Annotated in this window: 19 protein-coding genes; 6 read left to right on the forward strand and 13 right to left on the reverse strand. The window is 70.7% G+C overall.

Features of this window, described 5'->3' with window-relative positions; translation table 11 throughout:
- Nucleotides 1-6: 6 nt before the first annotated feature.
- Nucleotides 7-543 carry a hypothetical protein gene (locus AB0G59_RS05780; protein WP_360908387.1) on the reverse strand — a complete coding sequence of 179 codons (537 nt, stop codon included), beginning with the start codon at nucleotides 541-543 and terminating at the stop codon, nucleotides 7-9.
- 169 nt (nucleotides 544-712) lie between these two features.
- On the opposite strand from AB0G59_RS05780, the gene AB0G59_RS05785 reads away from it, so the two are divergent.
- On the forward strand, nucleotides 713-1,711 hold the full coding sequence (locus AB0G59_RS05785; RefSeq protein WP_360908389.1) for a phospholipase: 999 nt from the start codon (nucleotides 713-715) through the stop codon (nucleotides 1,709-1,711).
- Between the two features lie 81 nt (nucleotides 1,712-1,792).
- Here AB0G59_RS05785 and AB0G59_RS05790 read toward each other — a convergent pair whose 3' ends face one another.
- The 4 genes from AB0G59_RS05790 to AB0G59_RS05805 all read right to left on the reverse strand — a co-directional run bounded on the left by AB0G59_RS05790 (nucleotide 1,793) and on the right by AB0G59_RS05805 (nucleotide 5,135).
- Complete coding sequence (locus AB0G59_RS05790; RefSeq protein WP_360908391.1) at nucleotides 1,793-2,557, reverse strand: hypothetical protein; 765 nt, start codon at nucleotides 2,555-2,557, stop codon at nucleotides 1,793-1,795.
- A 160-nt stretch (nucleotides 2,558-2,717) separates the two neighbouring features.
- Nucleotides 2,718-3,536: a class I SAM-dependent methyltransferase gene (locus AB0G59_RS05795; RefSeq protein ID WP_360908393.1), complete on the reverse strand. Its 819-nt coding sequence runs from the start codon at nucleotides 3,534-3,536 to the stop codon at nucleotides 2,718-2,720.
- A gap of 13 nt (nucleotides 3,537-3,549) precedes the next feature.
- Entirely contained in the window at nucleotides 3,550-3,825 is a 276-nt protein-coding gene (locus AB0G59_RS05800) for a 2Fe-2S iron-sulfur cluster-binding protein (RefSeq protein WP_360908394.1), read from the reverse strand.
- Complete coding sequence (locus AB0G59_RS05805; RefSeq protein ID WP_360908397.1) at nucleotides 3,822-5,135, reverse strand: hypothetical protein; 1,314 nt, start codon at nucleotides 5,133-5,135, stop codon at nucleotides 3,822-3,824. The genes AB0G59_RS05800 and AB0G59_RS05805 overlap by 4 nt, the downstream gene beginning before the upstream one ends.
- A gap of 358 nt (nucleotides 5,136-5,493) precedes the next feature.
- On the opposite strand from AB0G59_RS05805, the gene AB0G59_RS05810 reads away from it, so the two are divergent.
- Together AB0G59_RS05810 and AB0G59_RS05815 are read left to right on the forward strand one after the other, a co-directional pair.
- Nucleotides 5,494-6,054 carry an RNA polymerase sigma factor gene (locus AB0G59_RS05810; protein ID WP_360908399.1) on the forward strand — a complete coding sequence of 187 codons (561 nt, stop codon included), beginning with the start codon at nucleotides 5,494-5,496 and terminating at the stop codon, nucleotides 6,052-6,054.
- Entirely contained in the window at nucleotides 6,051-7,049 is a 999-nt protein-coding gene (locus AB0G59_RS05815; RefSeq protein WP_360908401.1) for a hypothetical protein, read from the forward strand. Before AB0G59_RS05810 ends, AB0G59_RS05815 begins: the two co-directional genes overlap by 4 nt.
- Nucleotides 7,050-7,064: 15 nt before the next feature.
- On the opposite strand, the gene AB0G59_RS05820 is transcribed toward AB0G59_RS05815, so the two are convergent.
- Entirely contained in the window at nucleotides 7,065-7,670 is a 606-nt protein-coding gene (locus AB0G59_RS05820) for a DUF2867 domain-containing protein (RefSeq protein WP_360908403.1), read from the reverse strand.
- Nucleotides 7,671-7,747: 77 nt separating this feature from the next.
- Between AB0G59_RS05820 and AB0G59_RS05825 the strand changes: the two genes are divergently transcribed.
- Nucleotides 7,748-8,344 carry a TetR/AcrR family transcriptional regulator gene (locus AB0G59_RS05825; protein WP_360908405.1) on the forward strand — a complete coding sequence of 199 codons (597 nt, stop codon included), beginning with the start codon at nucleotides 7,748-7,750 and terminating at the stop codon, nucleotides 8,342-8,344.
- Nucleotides 8,345-8,535: 191 nt separating this feature from the next.
- The gene (locus AB0G59_RS05830) at nucleotides 8,536-8,892 is read left to right on the forward strand and encodes a DUF805 domain-containing protein (protein WP_360908644.1); all 357 of its coding nucleotides are present in this window, start codon (nucleotides 8,536-8,538) and stop codon (nucleotides 8,890-8,892) included.
- Here AB0G59_RS05830 and AB0G59_RS05835 read toward each other — a convergent pair.
- From AB0G59_RS05835 to AB0G59_RS05865, 7 genes are all read right to left on the reverse strand, one after another.
- A complete protein-coding gene (locus AB0G59_RS05835; protein WP_360908407.1) occupies nucleotides 8,856-9,839 on the reverse strand; it encodes an MsnO8 family LLM class oxidoreductase in 984 nt (327 codons plus the stop codon). The genes AB0G59_RS05830 and AB0G59_RS05835 overlap by 37 nt on opposite strands.
- Nucleotides 9,836-11,674: an ABC transporter ATP-binding protein gene (locus AB0G59_RS05840; protein ID WP_360908409.1), complete on the reverse strand. Its 1,839-nt coding sequence runs from the start codon at nucleotides 11,672-11,674 to the stop codon at nucleotides 9,836-9,838. Before AB0G59_RS05840 ends, AB0G59_RS05835 begins: the two co-directional genes overlap by 4 nt.
- Nucleotides 11,671-14,988: a lantibiotic dehydratase gene (locus AB0G59_RS05845; RefSeq protein ID WP_360908411.1), complete on the reverse strand. Its 3,318-nt coding sequence runs from the start codon at nucleotides 14,986-14,988 to the stop codon at nucleotides 11,671-11,673. Before AB0G59_RS05845 ends, AB0G59_RS05840 begins: the two co-directional genes overlap by 4 nt.
- A gap of 109 nt (nucleotides 14,989-15,097) precedes the next feature.
- Nucleotides 15,098-16,429, reverse strand: a complete 1,332-nt coding sequence (locus tag AB0G59_RS05850) for a lanthionine synthetase C family protein (RefSeq protein ID WP_360908413.1) — start codon at nucleotides 16,427-16,429, stop codon at nucleotides 15,098-15,100.
- A gap of 195 nt (nucleotides 16,430-16,624) precedes the next feature.
- Nucleotides 16,625-16,777 carry an FDLD family class I lanthipeptide gene (locus AB0G59_RS05855; RefSeq protein ID WP_177338619.1) on the reverse strand — a complete coding sequence of 51 codons (153 nt, stop codon included), beginning with the start codon at nucleotides 16,775-16,777 and terminating at the stop codon, nucleotides 16,625-16,627.
- A gap of 237 nt (nucleotides 16,778-17,014) precedes the next feature.
- Complete coding sequence (locus AB0G59_RS05860; protein ID WP_360908415.1) at nucleotides 17,015-17,170, reverse strand: hypothetical protein; 156 nt, start codon at nucleotides 17,168-17,170, stop codon at nucleotides 17,015-17,017.
- Nucleotides 17,171-17,614: 444 nt separating this feature from the next.
- The gene (locus AB0G59_RS05865; RefSeq protein ID WP_360908646.1) at nucleotides 17,615-18,205 is read right to left on the reverse strand and encodes a TetR/AcrR family transcriptional regulator; all 591 of its coding nucleotides are present in this window, start codon (nucleotides 18,203-18,205) and stop codon (nucleotides 17,615-17,617) included.
- 172 nt (nucleotides 18,206-18,377) lie between these two features.
- Here AB0G59_RS05865 and AB0G59_RS05870 point away from each other — a divergent pair, with 172 nt between their 5' ends.
- Nucleotides 18,378-18,803 (forward strand): DUF6463 family protein, encoded by a 426-nt coding sequence (locus tag AB0G59_RS05870; protein ID WP_360908417.1) that lies wholly within the window; start codon nucleotides 18,378-18,380, stop codon nucleotides 18,801-18,803.
- Nucleotides 18,804-19,202: the final 399 nt, after the last annotated feature.

Genomic DNA, 19,202 nt, shown 5'->3' on the forward strand with positions numbered 1-19,202 from the left:
CAGGCCTCAGGCCCGGATGACGGTGTGCTCCTTCAGGAAGGCCCCCGCATGGGCCGCGGCCTCCTCCTTCGTCGCGTACGAGGTGCCGGCGTCGGCCTCCCCCTGCGTTCCGTCCGCGCCCTTGCCGGTCCACCGCCAGCCGCCGGACGAGGGCTCTTGCGTCAGTTCGGCCGTTCCGCCGCACAGTTCGAGTGGGCTGCTCGTCCGCGCTGCTGTGGTCGCTGGGCGGCTGACGGCATCGGGCCACTTCTTGCGGGCGCCCTGCCGGGTGATGCCCCACACGGCGCCCATCTGTTCGTAGCTCGCGCCGTAGGACCCGGCTGTGCCTGCCGCGATTGCCGTCAGCCGTTTGACCTCCGCATCCATCACCTTCCACGCGGCCAGAACGGACAGCGTCACCTCGACGGGGTCCGCCTCCCACATGCGGTCTTCGGGCAGCCCTGATGCTCGGGAGCGCAAAGCCGACGCGAGGGGATTGAGGGCGTCATGGAGAGCCTTGTCGAGCTCCGCCTGTTCTTCGGGAGTGATCTCAAAGGAGAGCATGCGACAACTCTAGTTAACGATTGACGTCATGTAAACCTTGGTTGTCGACTGTGGGTCTCAAGGAGACACTCCCCGGGGCCGCGTGCAGACTTCGTTTATCGCCCATTTTTCACATGTCAACGTGCAGTTGGTGAGATCGGAGTCCGCTTCAGTACACCGACATGAAGGAGTGCCTTCCTTGACCACTCACCTTCGACATGCCACCGGCCCGCGGAGGTTACTGGCGCTGATGGCGGCACTGTGCGGGATCATCGGTGCCACCGCGCTCAGTACGACCCCGGCGGCAGCAGCCGATCAGCGTCAGGCGATCTACGCCATAGCGCACCGGGTCGACACCCTGGACGGCGTGGACGCCGCGCTCAACCACGGCGCCAACGCCATCGAGGTCGACGTCTGTGCCTGGTGGAACCCGAACGAATGGCGCGCCTACCACGACTGTTCCTCGGCCGGTGACAACCGGCGGGGCCCCAGCTTCGACAGCATGATCGATCGCATTCTCTCCAACGCCAAAGCCGGACGCCGGCTGTCGCTGGTCTGGCTGGACATCAAGGACCCGAACTACTGCGGAGAAAAGCCCAACCGTGCGTGCAGCGTCGCCGGACTGCACGACAAGGCGCAGCGGCTGACGGCTGCCGGGATCCAGGTGCTCTACGGTTTCTACGAGTACCACGGCGGCAGCAACCCGGACGTCGGCGGCAGGGGCTGGAAGAGCCTGGAAGGCACGCTCGGCCCGCTGGAAGGCATCACCACGACCGGGACCCGCGACAAGGTCCGCGACGCCTTCAATCGGTTTGGCTCCGGATTCCCCACCGGTCACCGGGTGATGGACTACGGCGACGGCAACATCCCCAACGGATTCGGCAACTGCACGGAAGCCACCTACTACACGTGCGCGGAGCTGAAGAAGGGCGCCGGTGACCGCGCTGCCGGACAGCTCGCGGCCACGCTGTCCTGGACGACCACCTACAACGACCCGTGGTACGTCGACAAACTGCTGGGCGATGCACGTGTGGACGGCATCATCGCGGGCTACGGCAACTTCACTGGAGAGCACGAGTACGACAACGGCTGGCAGTGCGCCAACGCCATCAACCTCATCCGCGACTGGGTGAACCGCCACAGCGGCACCCACCGCATGGCCACCAGCGGTGACCGCCTGTTCAGGTAGCGGACAGCCTCGGGCCGGGGCCGTACCGCGCTGCGCCTCATGGGGCCCCCACAGACCGTCGGCCGGGATCCCGGCCGACGGTTACCGCTTACGAGGCACGGTGTAGTAGCCGCGCCAGGACGAGTACGCGTTCTGGCCAATGTTGAATGCCAGCACGGTTCCGTACTTGGCGCGTACGGCACGAACGGTCGCAGTCGCGTCCGGGGTGATGCCGCAGCGGAGGTAGAGGGGCCCCGGCGACGGGCATGCAGGTGCCTCTTCGACCGGCGCGTAGGGCGCCACATCCCACGTGACCGTCAGGCCATCGGCTTCGAGTTCCGGTTTGGGCATCGGCCGTCCGTCCGGATACTTGCCGTGGTTGCGGTAGTAATCCAGCGCGTAGCGCACCGATCCGCCCGCGTACGGCACGTCTTCGCCGTTCTGGTCCTGCTGCCCCCATTTGGCGATGGAGGCTGCGCGGATCCTGGGAAGGACGTCGACTATGTCGTCCCGGACGCCGAAGTAGGCCACCGCCTCCATGTCGCAGACGAGGGAGTGTTCGGGGTCGTCCGAGCCCCACAGAGCCTGCGAGCCGGGTCTGGCGCAGTCGTCGCTGAAGCGGGTGAATGCATGGTCGAGGCCGGTCACGGAACGGAGGCGATCGACCAGCGCCTGGAGCTTCCGTTCTTGCTTTGCTCTCCTGGCCTGCGCCTCGTCCGAGACTGCCAGAGAGCGCAGTTCCTGGTCATCGGGCCCCTGAGAGCAGGCCGCGGTCGACACCAGCAGGGCCAGCGAGAGCAGCACCCCGCATGCCCGCGCACCGCGCCACTGCCGCGTGCCTGTCCTGCGCCACTCGAGTCCTGCCACGGCCACCCCCTGAATCCGTTCATATTGCACCAGCTGGCAGCACACCGTCAGCAGCCCGACGAGTGGACCGTGCTCTACAACGAGGGGCAGTCCCGGCGCTGACACCGTCCGGCCGCTCTCGAGGACCTGGTCCGCGGCTGGCGCAGTAATCGAGCGCAGATCAGCCGGGCAAACGGGTCCACGCACCGACCAGTTCGGCCAGATAGACCGCGCACGGGGTGTCCCGCAGTTCCTCGCGGAGCCGATCGATCAGCGTGTCCGGGTCGAAGTCGCCCGGCGTGACCACGCCGGACTCCTCGGCGAACGGGAGTGCGGTGAGCAGCGTCTGTCCCAGCATGACCACGGCCGATTCCTTGTCCGCCGGCGTGGGCACCATCACGGCGAGCTCGGGACCTGCCAGCCCGGCCTCCCGGAACAGGGAGTACAACCGCTCGCCGGTGTCCAGGGTGCGGCCCGCGGCACGTAGGCAGTCGTTGACCACCGCGATGCACCTCGTCAGCAGCGGCAGTGCGGGCACGGACCGGATCCTGGTGGTGTTGAAGTCCTGGAAGGTGATCACGCCACCCGGGCGGACCAGCGTGGACAGGGCCCTGATCATGCCGACCGGGTCGGGCAGGTGCATCAGGATCAGCCGCCCGACGACGGCGTCGACCGGCCGGTCGAGGGTGATGTCCGGGAGGGTGGCCTGCCGGAAGGTGACGTTGCCGAGGTTCAGTTCCGCCGCACGCCGCCGGGCCGAGTCGAGCACGCTCGCGTCGGCGTCCACGCCCACCACCGAACCGGTCGGCCCGACGACGCGCGCCAGCTGGATCGACACGTCACCCGCGCCGCACCCGGCGTCGAGGACGTCCATCCCCGCGGTGATCCCGGCCATCTCCAGGAGCCGGTCGGTGTGCTCGGCGTAGAAGACGGCCTGGGTCGCCAAGCGGCGGCTCTCGTGGTCCGAGTGCCGCAGGACGTAGGTCGGCTGGCTGGTCATGGCCTTGTTCTCCCTAGTCCGCGACTTCGATGGTGACCGTGCCGAGCACGGTGGCCTGGCAGGCGAGGCGGCAGTCCGGCGACAACGCCAGTACGTCGAGCACCGCGCGCTCGTCCGGCCCGGCCGGGCTGAGGTTGTCCGCACCGGACATCACCTTGATCATGCAGGCGCCGCACCGAGCCGCCCGGCAGCCGAACGTGACGGGGGTGTCGTGCTCGTCGCAGATGTGCTGCATGGTCGTGCCCGTCGCGACCTCGATCTTCCGGCCCGCGATGTTGACGGTGATCACGAGTGGACCCCTCGGCTGGCCGCCGCGGCCGGACTGTCCGGTGCCGCCGGGTGGGACACGTCGCCCGTCGCCGCGGTGTCGTCGACCAGACCGGCCATCTCGGACATGAACTGCTCGTAGTTCGCCGCGGCGCTGTCGAACACCCGGCCGGTCGTGGTGCCACCCTTGAGTACCTGTCCGCCGAGGTGGCGGTGCATGTTCCGGAACAGGGTGAAGAGCTCCGTGCAGGAACGATACGCCTCGGCGAGCGGGCCGTCGCCGGACTCGTGGACCCACGTCCTGAGCGCGGGCCGCGCGTCGTAGACCATGCGGAAGAATGCCTTCCAGTCCTCCGGTACGAACCGCAGATTGTTCGCCCGCGCGGCGATGACGCCGGGGTGGCTGTAGTTCACGTGGAACAGCGAGTCGAGCATCAGCATGAACGGAAGCTGATACCCCGAGGCGACGCCGGTCACCTCGTCACCGACCCAGCCGCACGTGACCTGGATCCGCCGGAACTCGTCGGCATCGATCCGAGGGATCAGCCGCTTGGTGATCATGTAGATATTCCGGATCACCGCCTGCACCATGCGCAGCGCCCGTGCACCCCCGGCCCGGTCGTCGGCGGCAGCGCACTCCAGCGCGTGGCAACCCCAGCCGTACAGCGGGACACCGAACGCCTCCACCGCGTAGAAGGCCTGGTACAGCTCCAGTTCGCTCCGGTCGCCCTCGTTCAGCCAGAACGCCGGGCGCATGCGATCCACGGCGGCGACGTCCCGGTGGGACAGCTCCGCGCCACCGCGCACCCCGTCCAGCTCGAACGCCAGCATCGTCATCAGAATCTGGTTGAACCGAGGGACCATCCCGACCGCCCCCGCCGCGGGACCGAGGAAGCTGCCCAGCGGTTCCGGCATCCGGCTCGGCCCGGTCGCCACATCGGCGTTCGGATCGCCCTGCCGCCACATGTGGTTCAGGTAGATCAGCGGCACCATCAGCCGTTCCGCCCCGGACGCGGGCAGCAGCCCGGCGCGCCGCACAAGGTCCTGGTCCAGGCTCGCCGCCCGGTCACCGAGCCACTCGCGGAAACCGTCCGCATGCCCTTTGACGTACTGCGCGGCAGCCGCCCGGCAGAGGTCCGCGACCGGGCCCCGGAAGTCGGGTGCGCGCTCGAGCAGGAACCCGGTCTGCGTGGAGGCAAGCGTCCCGAGCGCACGCAACGGCCCCATCGCCCGGAAGCGGGACGCGTCGTCGTGACCGGGCAGGGGCCGTGCGAACAACGTCTGCCGCCGCTCACCACTCAGCACGACCAGCGGAACCTCGATCGGGCGCACCCCGCACACCGGCTCGCGGACTGGCCGTGGATCGGGGCCCAACTCGGCTATCGGCACCTCGACGGGCGCCGTAAGCGGATGCGCAAGGGCCGTGCTCGCACGCGGCATGATTCCCCCGGAGTCGCGACTGCACTACGACCGGGATACGGGGGACCCCACCCGCACGCCCGTCGTCACAGCGATGCTAGCCGCGCCGAACACTCCGAGAGAACGGTTCGCACCCCGGCAATCTGGAACAGCCTCACGGGCAAGCAGCACGAGCGGCCGCGCCCGGCTCCCGGGGCGCGAACGCTTTTGTGGGGCGGACACAAGTAGGGGAGGGGGCCGCGGAAGGCGTGGCCCGTGGAAGGGGAGGTCCGTGGCAACGGACGAGGAACTGCTGGCGCGCTCGGGAACCGACGCGTCGGCCTTCGAACCGCTCGTGGAGCGCCATTCGAGGGCGCTGCACGGCTACTTCGCGCGCCGGGCGCCCGGCGCGGCGGACGATCTGCTGGCCGAGGCGTGGCTGCGGGCCTATGCGGGGCGCGGTACCTACGACGCGGCCCGTGGGCCGGTCCGGGCGTGGCTCTTCGGCGTGGCCCGCAATGTGCTGGCCGCGTACTGGCGCGGGCAGGAACGGCCTTCGGCCGCCGCCGCGCTCGCCGGCGAGGCGAGCAGCGACCCGTGGCACGCCGTCGACCGGAGGCTGGACGCGGCGGCGGTCGCGCCGCTGATGCGCCGGATGCTGGCCGAGCTGCCGTCCGTGGAGCGGGAGCTGCTGCTCCTGATCGCGTGGGAGCAGCTCAGCCCCACCGAGGCCGCGGCCGTCGTCGGTGTCCCCGCGGGTACGGCCAGGTCCCGGCTGCACCGGGCGCGCACCCGGCTGCGCGCGGCGCTCGGCCCCTCCGCCCCGCTTCCCCTGACAGGAGACCTCGCATGACCGGGCAGGACAGGAACACGGACGACACGGACTTCCTCGACTTCCCCGGTGCCGGGCGGTTGGAGGCCGCGGGCAAGGTCGCGCCGCCCTCGGCGGACGCCGTCGCCGCGGCGCTGGCCGCGGTGCGGTCGGCGGCCGGCCGGCCGGAGGGGGACGGCCGGGCGGACGGGGACGGGCCGGCCGTCGAGCTGGAATGGGAGCCTGCGGTCGCGGTCGTCCCGGTGCGGACGTGGCGGCGGCGCCTTCCCGTGCTCGTGTCGGCGGCGGCGGTCGTGGCGGTCGCGCTGGGTGTCGCGATCCAGCCCTGGTCGGACTCCGGGGACGTGCAGCCCTCCCCGGCGGCGGAGCGGGAGCGGACGGGGGTGGCACCGTACTGGAAGGTGCGGATCTTCCAGTGGAACCGGAGCAGGGAGAAGGACCGGCGTGACGAATCGTACGAGACCGTCTGGCTGAGCCGGAGCGGCACACGCGGGCAGTTCGGTGACGGCCCGGTCCGGGACTACACCGAGATGGGGATGGCGGGGACGGCCTTCTGGATCGGCCGCAACCCGATCATGTGGGACGAGCTGAAGAAGCTGCCCACCGACCCGGTGGCGCTGCGGGCCCGGCTCCTCGGGAAGGCCACCGGGGAGTCGGCCGAGGAGGCGCTCTTCAGCGGCATCGAGGAGCTGCTCGCCCGGTCACCCGCCGAACCGCGGCTGCGGGCCGCGCTGTTCGAGGTCCTCGCCGGGATTCCCGGGGCACGGGTGACGGAGCGGGTCAAGGACAGCACCGGTCGCCCCGGCACGGCCGTCGACCTGGACGCCGACACCTGGCGCCTGCGACTGATCATCGACCCCGGGGAGCTCCACACGCTGGAGATGGTGACCACGGCACGGAACGACGGCCTGAAATGGGGGACGCAAAAGCTCCGGGCCGGTGACCTCCTCCAGCGCACCACCTACCTCTCCGCCGGGCCCGCCTGGGAGGCGCCGAAGCCGGCCCCGCGGATGTAGCGGGCCGCTTCAGCATCAGGCAGCAGAGTGCCGGTTCGGGCGGCCGTAGTCGAGCCAGGCGCGTTCCCATTGGCGGGTCAGTGCCGGGTAGACGATGAGGTACCGGAACGGAAGGATGCCGGCCATGTAGAGCCGCCCGAAGAGTCCGTTGGGTTTGACCAGCGCCGCCATGCGCAGTTCGTATCCGCCGTCGTCGGTCTGCACCCAGCCCAGGTGCATGATGGTGTGGACGGTTTTGTTGCCCAGTTCGCGGGCCGCTTCGTTGTCGAGGTGGTAGACCTCGGAGAACGGGTCGGTGGAGGAGCCGGCGTCGTCCGCGGTCCGGGCGAGGTCGTGTGGGAGGCGGTCGCGCAGCGAGGCGACCCGCCCACCCAGGCCCGCCCGGGGGGTGTCCCAGCCGAGCAGGGCGCCGAGCTTCCAGCGCGCCGCGAACAGGAGCCGGACCGCGGCTGGTTCCTTTCGGGTGTCGTAGGCCGTCCTCAGCGCCTTGGTCATCACAGGGAAGTCGTCGGGCCCGGCGTCGGGTGCGCGGAAGGACCACACGTCCTCGATCCGGAAGTCGTGGGTGAACTCGTGGATCCGCCATGGCTGTGCGGTGTGGGCGGCTTTCGGGATTCGCATCGGTCATTCCTTCCGAGCCGGAACCGCTCGTTCTGGAACTGTTGGTTTCGATACTCCTGGTTCCGTATAGTGCTCCCATGCCCGCTCGAAAGCAAGCGCGTCATCAGGGGGGCCGCCCCCGGGACAGCCGCGTCGACGACGCCATCGCCTCCGCCGTTCGAGAGCTGCTGACCGAGGTGGGATACGCGCGGCTCACGATGGCCGAGGTGGCCACGCGGGCCGGCGTGGGCAAGGCGGCGATCTACCGGCGCCACGCCACCAAACAAGAGATGATCTTTGACGTTCTTCTGACGGATCAGTTCCTGGCCGTGGCGCCCGACTGCGGATCGCTCCGCGCCGACCTGGCCGCCGTGCTCGCCGAGATCGCGGACGCCATGGCCTCTCCGCCGCAGGGGACGGTCCCCGGCCTGTTGGCCGATGTCCACGCCGACCCCGCACTGCGTGACCGGTTCGACGAGAAATACCTGGGAGCCCAGCGCCGGACCCTCACGGAGATCCTGGACCGCGCGACCGCACGCGGCGAACTCACCACCCGCCCCGACCCGGCCACCCTCAACGCCCTACTTGTCGGCCCCGTCTTCGCCTGGCTGTTCCTGCTGTCCGAATCCCCCGACCAACTCCCCGCCCTGACCTCCGCACTTCTCGACGCGACACTCGCCCTCGCCATGCGGTGACCGGCTGGGGAGTCTGCAGAGGCGGCGGCGAACATCCCGTATGCCCATGCGCGCACGCAGGCGCCCGGAAGCCCTCTGCGGGCGCTGTCGCCCGCATCTTTGCGACCGTTGACCGACCACTTTGAGCCACTTACGTTCGGGATGAGGCCCGGTCCATGTGGACGGGCCGGCCGCGGCTCTTGGGGGCGCAGGTGCACTGGTATGTGGATGTGCTCAAGAAGTACGCGACATTCAGCGGACGGGCGGGCCGCCCCGAGTTCTGGATGTTCACCCTGGTCAGCTTTGTCATCAGCATCGTGCTGGCCGTCATCGACGCTCTGCTCGGCACGGGCATCATCATCGAAACCGTCTACGACGTCGCCGTGTTCCTTCCCAGCCTCGCCGTCAGCGTCCGGCGCCTGCACGACACCGACCGGTCGGGCTGGTGGATGCTGATCGGCCTGATCCCGATCGTGGGTCTGATCGTCCTGATCGTGTTCTGGGCGACGGCCGGCAAGCCGCAGCACAACGCCTACGGACCGAATCCACAGGCGGTTCCGGCCCACTGATTCCCTGAGGGGACCATGGCGCGTACCAGCTCCAAGGTCCGGACCCGCAGGTCGAAGTCGGGGCAGACGGTGGTGACGGCGAGTTCGTCGGGGGAGTATGCGGCGATCAGTGCGGCGAGCTTGTCGGCCACCTCCGTGGGGACTCCGGAGAGCACGGACATGCCGTCTGCGTCCGAACCCGGCGGGGGTGCGGTGGACTTCAGGGCGTGGAGCTCGTCCCAGGACGGAAGGGTCCGGCGGCTCGTCGGGGCGGCGGCCAGGGCGAGGAGGGAGCGCAGGAGCCGGACGTCCCGCGCGTCGTCCGCGCAGGCCACCCGGGCGGCGATGCTGACGCGTGGGGCCGCCCCGAGCGGGCCCGGGCGGAAGTTCTCCCGGTACAGCTCGACGATGTCCGGCCGTGGGGTGCCGTGGGCGAACTGCGCGAGGCAGAACGGCAGCCCGTAGCGGGCGGCGAGCTGCGCGCCGCCCGGGCCGGCGCCGGTCAGCCACAGCTGGGGCGGGGTGGACTCGGGCAGGAGGTCCGTCCCGGCGGTGAGGTGGGCCAGGAGGCGTTCGATCTTCTCCGGGTAGGGGGCCTCGTCGGGGCGCGCGAGCTGCTGGACGACGGTCTGGCCCGCGCCGGGGCCGCGGCCGATGCCGAGGTCGATCCGCCCGGGGAAGAGCCGTTCCAGCAGGTTGAAGGTGGTCGCCACTTTCAAGGGCGCGTAGTGGGGGAGCAGGATGGAGGCGGTGCCCACCCGGATGGTGGCGGTCTCCGCCGCGGCGGCGGCCACCAGCACTTCGGGCGAGCCGCAGCCGCTGGTCGCGCCGTGGTGCTCGGCGACCCAGAACCGGTCGTACCCCAGGTGCTCGGCCGCCACGGCCAGCCGGACCGACTCCCGGGCGGCCCCGGCCGGGCCGGTGGCGCCGTAGACCAGGACCTGGTCGAACGCGGTGAGTTTCATCATCGGGCTCCCGTCCCGGCTCCCGCCGCGGGTTCGTGACCGGTGGCCTGTGCTTCGTACATGCGCGCGTACAGACCGCCGAGACGCATCAGTTCCTGGTGGTCGCCGTCCTCGACCAGCCGGCCGCGGTCGAAGACCAGCACCCGGTCCGCGCGCAGCACGGACGAGAAGCGGTGGGCGATCAGCAACGAGACGCGGCCCGCCGTGGCCGTGGTCAGGGTGTCGAGCAGCTCGGCCTCGGTGATGGTGTCGAGGGCCGCCGTCGGCTCGTCCATGATGCGCACGCTGGCCGGGCGTACCGTGCTCCGGGCGATCGCCAGGCGCTGCCACTGGCCGCCGGAGAACTCCACGCCGCCGGTGAACAGCTTTCCGGCCTGGGTGTCGTAGCCCTGGGGGAGGGAGGCGATGTGTTCGTGCATGCCCACTTCGCGGGCCGCGGCCTCGACCCTCGAGGCCCCCTGGTCGGCCTCGTGCACCAGGCCGAGCGAGATGTTCTCCCCGACCGAGAGCTGGTATTCGACGTAGTTCTGGAAGACGTAGGAGACCCGGTCGCGCAGGCTGTCCAGCCGGAAGCCGGCGAGCGGGACGCCGTCGACGACGATCGAGCCCCCGGTCGGCTCGTAGAGACGGCCGAGGAGCTTGCCGAGGGTGGACTTTCCCGCGCCGTTGAGGCCGACGACCGCCGTCACCTGGCCCGGTTCGAGCGTGAACGAGACGTTCTCCAGGGCGCGCCGCCCGCTGCCGGGGTAGCTGAATGACACATCGCGGAACTCGATCCCCTCACTGATCTTCTGCGGGAACGTCAGCTCGCCCTGCGGGAGGGACGTGTGCTCGATGGCGAGGAACTCGTTCACGTTGCGGAGGTAGAGCTGGTTGACGTACATCCCGGACACGGCGCCGTAGAGGATCTGCGCGCTGCTCTGCAGCATGCCGATCGCCTGGATCACCGCGAGCAGCCCCGCCACGTGCCGGGCGTCGGTGCCGCCCAGGATCGCCGTGGCCTGCGCGGAGATCGTCAGCGCGGCGGTCAGGATCACCATGGGGATGGAGAGGCGGAGGTTCCGGTTGGCCAGGCGGAGGTCCGCGCCGACGATCCCCGCCAGCAGCCGCCGGTGGTTGGTGAGGATCACCGGGGCCAGCCGGAAGGCCAGCACCTCCTTCATCGAGTTCGGCTGTGAAGCAAGGTGCTGCCAGTAGTTGAGCCGGCGTCGTTCCTCGGAGCGCCCGTGCTCCAGCGCGTGGGCGCGCTTGCCCTGCAGGATCTGCGCGACGACCGTCGGGACGGGGGCGAGCACGGCCAGCAGCGCCACCCGGAAGTCCAGGGTCCACAGGATCACCCCGACCGAGCCGAAGGCGACCATCTGGGTGGTCGTCTGCATCAGCTGGGAGAGCATCATGCCCGGACGGAAACTCACCTCCCGGACGGCCCGTTGCAGTGAGTCCTGGATCTTCGGGTCCTCCACCTGGGAGAGCGTGAACCGGCTCGCCCGGCCGATGATCTCCTCCGAAAGATGGGCCGACAGCCTGCTCTGGCAGCGCTGCATGGCCCGTCCCTGCAGCAGGATCAGCAGCTGCGAGGCGAGGCCCAGCAGGGCCAGCAGGACCAGGTAGAACAGCACACCCCGGAGCTGCGGGTGCGAGCTGCCCGCCGCGCGCAGCAGCGCCGTCGCGAAGGCCGCCGTGAGGGTGACCTGACCGGCCGGCAGGATGCCGACGAGCAGCGAGATGAGGACCACTTGCGCGGTTCCGGCGCGGTCGCTGTGCCAGGACTGGCGCAGCACGAGCAGGCCCGGTCGCGGCGCGGCCGTCAGCCGTCGGAGCCAGGAGTACGGGCTCATCGGGACCGTCCCGCCGTCGAGGCGTGCCCGGTCGCGGCGACCCGGTCGAGCAGCCGCCGCCACATGCCGTACGCGGCGTCCTCCTGCTCGCGCCGCAGGCCCATCCGGTTGTTGTGCATGTGGAACAGGCTGCGCAGGACGTCCTTCCGGTCCGACCAGAGTGCGCCGGCCCGCTCGAGCTCGGCGGCCCGGGCCGCGTACGCGGTGCCGCGGGGCCGCCAGAAGGCGTCCACCTGCCGGAGCACCGCTGTCTCGGCGCCGGGCGCCGTGTGCCCCTGCCACAGCCGGCGCGCGACGGCCCGGTACTCCGCGCCACCGGCCTGCGGGCCGGCCATCATCCGCACCAGGTCGTGCCGTTCGGCGACGTCGGGTACCAGCACCCGGCCGACGGCTTCGAGGCTGAGCACGGTGAGCGCGGCCTTCTCCAGCGGGGCCTCGCCCGTTGGTGCGGGAGCGGCGAGGTGCCGCAGCAGGGCCAGGGTCGCGGCGCTGTCCTGGCAGAACAGCTCCTCGGCCGCGTCGATCAGGTCGGGTCCGCCGTAGCGTTCGATCTCGCGACGGTAGGTCTCGAAGGAGACGTCGATGATCCGGCCCTCGACGACCAGGGCGTGGGCCCACGTCGCCACCTCGCCCAGCAGCTCGGCGGCACGGGCCGGATCAGTGGCCCGGAAGCGCAACCGCAGATGCGGGGCGGGATCGCCGTACCGGAGGTAGAACGGGTGCCCCGCCAGGCCGCGGTCGGCCAGCGAGCGCGCCAGCGCCGTCACCTCCCCGACCAGGAGGGCGTCCTGCGCGTCGTGCTCCACGTACAGCTTGGCGTAGACCCACGGCCCGCCGACCGGCCGCAGCCGCTCGGCGTCGGTGACCGGCCGCCGGGCGACGGCCGTCGCCCGGGGCGCCGGCGCCGGCCGCCCGCGCAGCACGGGCACCACGACCTCCGTGGCGAAGGGGGCACCGGCCTCGTCCCGCAGGAAGCCGTCCTCGGGACCCGGCAGCGCCTCCTCGATCCGCAGCGTGAAGTCCGCGTCCCGGGCTGCGGCCAGCCGCAGCTCCTCCAGTGAGGGGGCGCTCTCCAGGTCGAGCAGGAGGGTGTTGTCGCCCTGGGTGAGGACGGCGAGGCGCGGCACGTTCCACTGCTCGCGCCAGGCCGCGACGGCCGTGGTGAAGGCTGCCGACGAGCCCGTACAGCCGGCCGGCAGTCCGGAGGCGCTCAGCAGCCACCGCGCGCGCTTGAGCACCAGGTCGCCGCGGACGACCCGGGGCAGGAACGGCATGGTGGTCGACAGGGAACCCCAGTCGAACGGCGAGACGCCGCGGAAGGCCGCCGAGGAGACGTCGAGCAGGAAGCGGCCGACGTTCGGGGCCAGCAGCGGATTGAGCATCGTGTGCTGGGTGACGTGCAGGTCGCACCCGAGGACCGGGCTGTGCAGGTACAGCCGCCCTTCGCGTACGCCCACGACCACGTCCTCGAGCGCGATCACCTGGTCGGCGGGCAGCCCCGGCGCCACATTGAGCGGCAGCTCCAGCGCGCGGACCGCCGGACGGACGGCGACGTTCGTGGCACGGGCCTTCTCCGGCAGGTAGGTGAGCTCCACCACCGCCACCCCGGGCAGCAGCGCGGCCTCCGCCTCGGCCAGCTCCGCCAGCCCCCGGCGGCCCTCCGTGCCCAGCAGGTCGTGGAACCTGGCGAACGTCCGGCCGCCGTACGCCACCGCCGTGACCACCCCGCGCCACCCGGACCCCGGGGCCGTCGGCGGCGCCACCTGCAGCTGTACGTCGATCGCGGGCCTCAGCGGCCGGTCGTCGTGACGTCGCAGCTCGGCCGTCCACCGTTCGTCGAGGACGACCTCCAGACTGCCGCGGCTGATCGCGTCGGCGGCGAGCCGGTGCAGGACCGCGTCCCGGTCCTCCCTGCTCCGGTCGCTCGTGGTGGTCGGCTGCAACTCGAAGGAGCGAGGCGGATTCCGGAAACCGGCCGGCGCGCCCAGCCCGGTCTCCTCGGAGAGCACCTCCAGGACCGGGACCTCGGCCCGTGCGCCGTAGCGCTCGGTGAACGCCGTCGCGTAGTCGCGCAGCGGCACCGGGTACTGGTAGACGTCGCCCACGGTGGTCAGGATCTCGGCGGCGTCCTCCGCCAGCCTCTGGACCTCGGCCGGCAGGACGGGCCGGGCGGGGACGTTCAGCCGGGCGTCGACGCGCAACAGGGGCCCGTTGTAGTCCTCGCTCACCTGCCGCGCCGCCGGGGCTATCTCCTCCTGGAGCGCCTCCAGGCCGGCCACGTCGCCGGCGGCGTTGAACGCGGACACCGCGGCCTCGACGGACGCCAGCGCGGCGATCGCGTCGCCGTCGCAGACGGTCGCCAACCGGGCCGACAGCGGCGGTTGTTCCGACCCCTCCAGCAGGACCGGCCGGTGCGCGGTGATCAGGAAGGCCAGCTCGACCAACTGGTCCAGGAGCGCGGTGACCTTCTCCGGCGGGACCGCCGGGTACCGCTGCGTCAGCTCCTCGTGCAACGCGCCGAAGGTCTTCGGGGTACGGGCCGACTCCAGCACGAGCCGGACCGCCGGGGACCAGCGGACCGAGGCCGAGCGTCGCGACCCCTCGCCGTAGGCGTCGGCCGTGGACAGCCAGGCCCGGCCCCGGCTGCGGTGGATCAGGTCGTTGGTGCGGAGCTCCAGTTCGGGACGGACGCGCGGGGCGTCGGTGACCGACTTGAACAGGTGCAGCACCCAGCCCATGTCCGGTCCGGCCACGGCGTTGACGATCGCCGGCACGCCGAGCCGGGCGCCGGTGGGGGAGTCGGGGCGGGCGCCGGAGGGGGAGTCGGGCGGGGTGCCGGTGGGGGCGTCGGGTGTGGTGCCGGTGGTGGTGTCGGGCGAGTCGGGCGGGGTGGGTGAGTCGGCCGGGGTCGGGGCCGGTCCCGTGAACGCGCCCACCGCCACGCCCGCCACCGTGGCCAGCGGGGTCGGCCGCATGCTCATCCGGTTCAGGTACCGGCCGAGGCTCATCATCGCGCGCCGCCGGTCCCGGGCCGAGAGCGTGTCGATGCCCTCCACGGCACGTGCCAGGTCCGGGGCCGCCAGCGAGATCGCCGAGCGGACCCCGGGCTTCGCCCACAGGTCCAGCAGGCCGCGCAGATAGCGGGCCTCCCATCCGGCCGGGTCCGTGTCGGCCGGCTCCGCCCCGGCTGCCAGCAGGTTCGTCATTTCGCGGGTCGGCAGGGCCGGTGCGCGGAGCAGGAAGAAGTCCCGTGCGAGGTAGGTGCGGTCTCTCCCGGAGTCGCGGTCGCTGATCTCGGCGTTCCGACGGGTCACGCTCAGTCCTTAGCTGTGCTGGGGCAACGCTGTAATGCTGTTACGGGGTGCGGCGGTTTATGTCTCCGTCGCCGGGCGGTCGTGGTCCTGGTCCCGGTCCTGGTCCCGGTCAGGCGGGGGTGAGGAAGAAGACCTCGCCCCACCCCGTCGCCCGCGGTGCGAGAGCACCGCAGAGCGCGAGCAGCACACCGGCCGCGCCGTTGAGGAACCCCGGGTCGTCGGCGAACTCGCCGGGCCGGATCTCGTCCGCCACCACGTAGGGACGGGCCTCGTCCGCCAGCGACAGCACGGTCGACAGCGCGTCCTCGGCCATGGCCCGGAAAGAGGCCGAACCCGTCACCGCGTGGGCCCGCTGATAGACCGCCAGCAGTCCGGCGTGGCCGTGGCAGAGACTGGGAGAGAAGACGTTCCGCTCGGCCGGCGCCCAGTCCACCACCCGCTGGAGGGCCCCGACCGCGGTCGCTTCGAGACCGGTGTCGCCGAGCACCTTGGCGGCGCTCAGCAGGGCGATGCCGATGCCCGGAGCGCCGTAGCACCAGGCAGCGCGCGCCGCGTGCTGGCCGAGCGGGGCGACGGGCAGTCCGGTTCCCTCCTCGGCCCGGAGGAGGTTGGGCCAGGCGGCGCCGGGCACCTCGTCCGTGAGCCGGTTCTCCACCAGCCAGGACGTGGTCTGCTCCAGGCGTTCGACCGGGCCCGGACCGCCGATCCCGGCGGCGGCCGCGGCGCACAGGGCCGAGACGATGCCCGGCAGGCCGTGTGCGAAGCCCAGGTTGTACATCCCGTGCGGTGCCTGCTCCTCGTACCCCGGATAGGCCGGGTAGTAGTCCGGGGAGGTGAACCAGCCGAACCGCTGCCGGCCGTCCGGCCCGGTCACCCGCAGGAGATAGTCCGTCAGCCGCTCGGCGGCGGTACGGATCGGGTCGCCGGGCGAGGCGTCCAGGGCCGTGCAGAGCCGGACGGCCGCGGCCAGCTGACCAGCAGCGCCCGAGATGACGTCGAAGTCGGAGACCGGCAGGCCCGCCCCGGGCTCCAGCCGCCGCGCGGCCGTGATCTGTTCGCCGAGCCGGTCGGCGATCCGGCGCAGGGACGGCACGTAACGGCGGTCGTACGCCGAGAAGTCCAGAAGGACGGAGGCGAACCCCGCGGTGCCGGCGTAGAGACCGGCCCCGGTCAGCGGCTCTTCGGCGGTTGCCTGTGCGGAACGTCGGAGCAGGGCCTGCGCCGCGTCGATGAGCTTCGGCTCGTCCAGTGCCTTGCCGGCGTGCAGCAGCGCCAGCGCGATCCCCGGGTAGCCGTCGGCCAGGCTCGACCCGTGCGCCGCGGAAGCGTGGTCCACGGTCTTCTGCGACGTCTCCACGGCCACACCGGCGAACGCCGCCAGCCGGCCGGCCAGGGCGCGCGCCACCTCGGCGGTCCTCGCATCGAATTCCAGCACCGCCACCGCGGACTCCCCCCGATTCACAAGACTCTCGGTATCGCTCTCCGAACGGCGCGCCGAGGCCGGCTGCCGGCCGTTTTCCGGGAAGCCCCGACTTCCCGCGACTTCCCGGAAGGCTCCCGGCGCCGGACGGCACCGGGAGCTTCCTCTCTACGGGCGCACGCCCGTCAGGCCTATGGGCGCGAGCCCGTCAGGCGATCAGCAGACCCGCGGGTAGCCGACCGTGATCGGGCAACCGCAGGAAGCGTTGTCGCAGGACCAGCAGGTGCTGCCAATGCTTGCGAAGCCCTGCGCGGTGTCCTGGACCGGGGCGACGGCCACGCGGACATCAAGATCGAAATCCTGCTCCATGTTTACCTCCACTGTGAATTCATGAATTCCCGCTCCCCCGGCCGGGCTCCACTGAATTCCGTGCATGGGAGCGGCTGTAGGAGAGTTCTAGCACGCAGATTGATCATGCTGGCTGGTTTTGACGCCTCATTTCAGCCATGGATGATGTGGCGCAATTAACAAGATCACGGAAAGCGCTGATCAACTCGTAGTGGAATGGGTCAATCCGGCCACCAGGATGGCTGGTTCCTGCACCATTCAGTTGTCGATGAGTGCTGCGAGGTGTCCATCTTCCTCTGATAGTGGAGAGGTTGAGGGTTTTGGTGGATTTGCGGCGATCGCCGGTGAATGGGCTGGCTTGATCGATGTGCTGCGGGTTGCTCGTCGGTCGATGGCCAAGCCGAAATCAGCCATGTGATCGGCTGTATAAACGGGGGGAGGATTTCGCAGTGCAGACATTCCCTGGCCGCGAATCCGGGTTGTCACAGGGAAATGGAAGAAACGTCGGCGCGCGTGCCGAAGAGATGGGCACCCCGGTGGGAGTTGGGCGGATGCGGGCCGGGGTTCGCCGGAGCCCCGCGGTACGAGCCGGGTCGGCAGCTCCACGCGGCGGGCGCGGCGTCCTTCGCTCCCTCCAGAGGCCGGAAGAGCAGCCTTGCCGCGGTGCGGCCGAGGCGGGCGGGCCCTGGGTGACAACCGTGACGGCGCGGGAGAGCGGGTAGGTAGGCTCGAAGCGCGAAGTCGTCGAAGCCTACGAGGGCCCCCGGTTGGCCCAGTTTGGCGTGACCCGGACGGCCGTCATCGCGTCGGCGACGGTGTCGTCGCCGACGTCCTCGCCCCAGCGACCGGACAGAACACCTAGCTCGCCGGCGGGTCTGTGGGGTCGGCCTTGCCGGGCGGGCGGTTGAAGATGATCTCGCTGGCGCGGGCGCGAACCTGGACGGGGGTGCGGCCGGGGTGGTCGGCGGCGAGGAAGTGGCTGCCGATTGCCATGCAGAAGGCGAGCAGGCTGCGGGCCTCGACCTCGTCGGGGTCTGTGTACAGAGTGCTGAGTGCGTCGCGCAGCAGCTGCATGCGCCGGTTGTCCACGCGGCGCAGGCGGTCGGCGACAGCCTGGTCGCGGCGGGCCCAGTCGCGGATGGCCAGGTCCATGGGCAGCAGGCGGTCGCTGGAGAAGGTGAGTTGCCCGGCCAGCCGGATCTTGTCCAGAGCGTCGCCGCTCTCGTGCTCGATCCGGTCGAGGACGTCGTCGACGCTCTCTCGTTCCCAGACGTCGAGCATCTCCGTCAACAGTGCGTCACGGTTGGCGAAGTAGCCGTAGAACCCGCCCCTGGTGACGCCCAGCGCCTTGGCCAGGGCATCGACGCGCACCGCGTCCACGCCGCCCAGGGCCAGCGCCCGCAGTCCCTCCTCAACCCATGTCCCGCGCGGTGTGCGCAGCTTGCCCATCGTGTGATACACCTCGCGCTTCCGTTGGTTGTGCATAGCTGTATAACGGGTCTAGCCTCAACTTGTACATGACTGTATAACGAGAATCGGATGGCCGTACACGGGGCGGACTCTCCTGTTCCGGTATCTGATCGTCCACCGGCCGACTCCGCAGTGAGAACGGAGAAATCAGATGGTTAAGTGGGCAGGCTGGATCATCACGCTCGCTGGAATCGTGCACACGCTGGGCAGCCTCGTCGAAGCAGCCCCGGACCACGCTGGAACATGGTTCAACGGAGGCTGGAACTTGGGGGACTACCCCGAGATGAGCGACGCCACCGTCGCGTGGTGGTATTCGGTGTACAGCTTCGGACCGCCGCTTCTCCTGATCGGCCTGACCGTGCTGTGGCTGGACCGCCGCGGTATGACGCCGCCACTGTTCATCGCGTGGGCCATGGTGGCGTGGGTCGTCGTCGGCTTCGTGGTCGACGGGCCCTCACCCTTGCTGGTCCTCCTGGCCGCGGCCGGCCTGTTGGTGGCCGGTGCCCGGCGCACCAGGCGCCGCGAGAACGCGTCGCCCCAGGCCGACACAGCTTCTGGGGCGCGCGTCGAGCCGTGATCACTTTGCGGGAATCGCCCTGGCGGGCGATGTACCGCGCGAGCGCCCGCACACCCCGCTCGAACTCGCGGCGACGCACGAACGGGTGAGGTGCGGCATGTCGCCTTGGCTTCGAGGGAAGCCCTGCGACGACCGGGGGGTACTCATGCGCCGTATTGCCGCAGCAGCTCTCGGGGGCCTCGCATTCCTCGGTCTCCTTGCCACACCGGCCATTGCCGTGCCGGACCCAGTGGCGACCGTCGACTGTGCCGTTCAAGAAGTCACGGGTCTCGTCGACCTGGCCAACCCCGGAGTCCCCACCGAGATCCCAGGCACTGGCTGTCTGGCGCCTTGAGCTGTCCGAGCGGGTCCGTGGCCCCGTCGTCGTCCCATCTGACGGCATAGCTGTCTCCGCGGCCG

It is taken from the genome of Streptomyces sp. NPDC021096, assembly GCF_040641275.1.
Classification (GTDB): Bacteria; Actinomycetota; Actinomycetes; order Streptomycetales; family Streptomycetaceae; genus Streptomyces.

Coding starts and splice junctions, on each gene's coding strand:
- AB0G59_RS05865 (WP_360908646.1), bottom strand. CDS start 18,205: ATGGGCAAGCTGCGCACACCGCGCGGGACATGGGTTGAGGAGGGACTG.
- AB0G59_RS05860 (WP_360908415.1), bottom strand. CDS start 17,170: ATGGCTGATTTCGGCTTGGCCATCGACCGACGAGCAACCCGCAGCACA.
- AB0G59_RS05820 (WP_360908403.1), bottom strand. CDS start 7,670: ATGCGAATCCCGAAAGCCGCCCACACCGCACAGCCATGGCGGATCCAC.
- AB0G59_RS05835 (WP_360908407.1), bottom strand. CDS start 9,839: ATGATGAAACTCACCGCGTTCGACCAGGTCCTGGTCTACGGCGCCACC.
- AB0G59_RS05780 (WP_360908387.1), bottom strand. CDS start 543: ATGCTCTCCTTTGAGATCACTCCCGAAGAACAGGCGGAGCTCGACAAG.
- AB0G59_RS05795 (WP_360908393.1), bottom strand. CDS start 3,536: ATGACCAGCCAGCCGACCTACGTCCTGCGGCACTCGGACCACGAGAGC.
- AB0G59_RS05855 (WP_177338619.1), bottom strand. CDS start 16,777: ATGGAGCAGGATTTCGATCTTGATGTCCGCGTGGCCGTCGCCCCGGTC.
- AB0G59_RS05825 (WP_360908405.1), top strand. CDS start 7,748: ATGCCCGCTCGAAAGCAAGCGCGTCATCAGGGGGGCCGCCCCCGGGAC.
- AB0G59_RS05815 (WP_360908401.1), top strand. CDS start 6,051: ATGACCGGGCAGGACAGGAACACGGACGACACGGACTTCCTCGACTTC.
- AB0G59_RS05870 (WP_360908417.1), top strand. CDS start 18,378: ATGGTTAAGTGGGCAGGCTGGATCATCACGCTCGCTGGAATCGTGCAC.
- AB0G59_RS05840 (WP_360908409.1), bottom strand. CDS start 11,674: ATGAGCCCGTACTCCTGGCTCCGACGGCTGACGGCCGCGCCGCGACCG.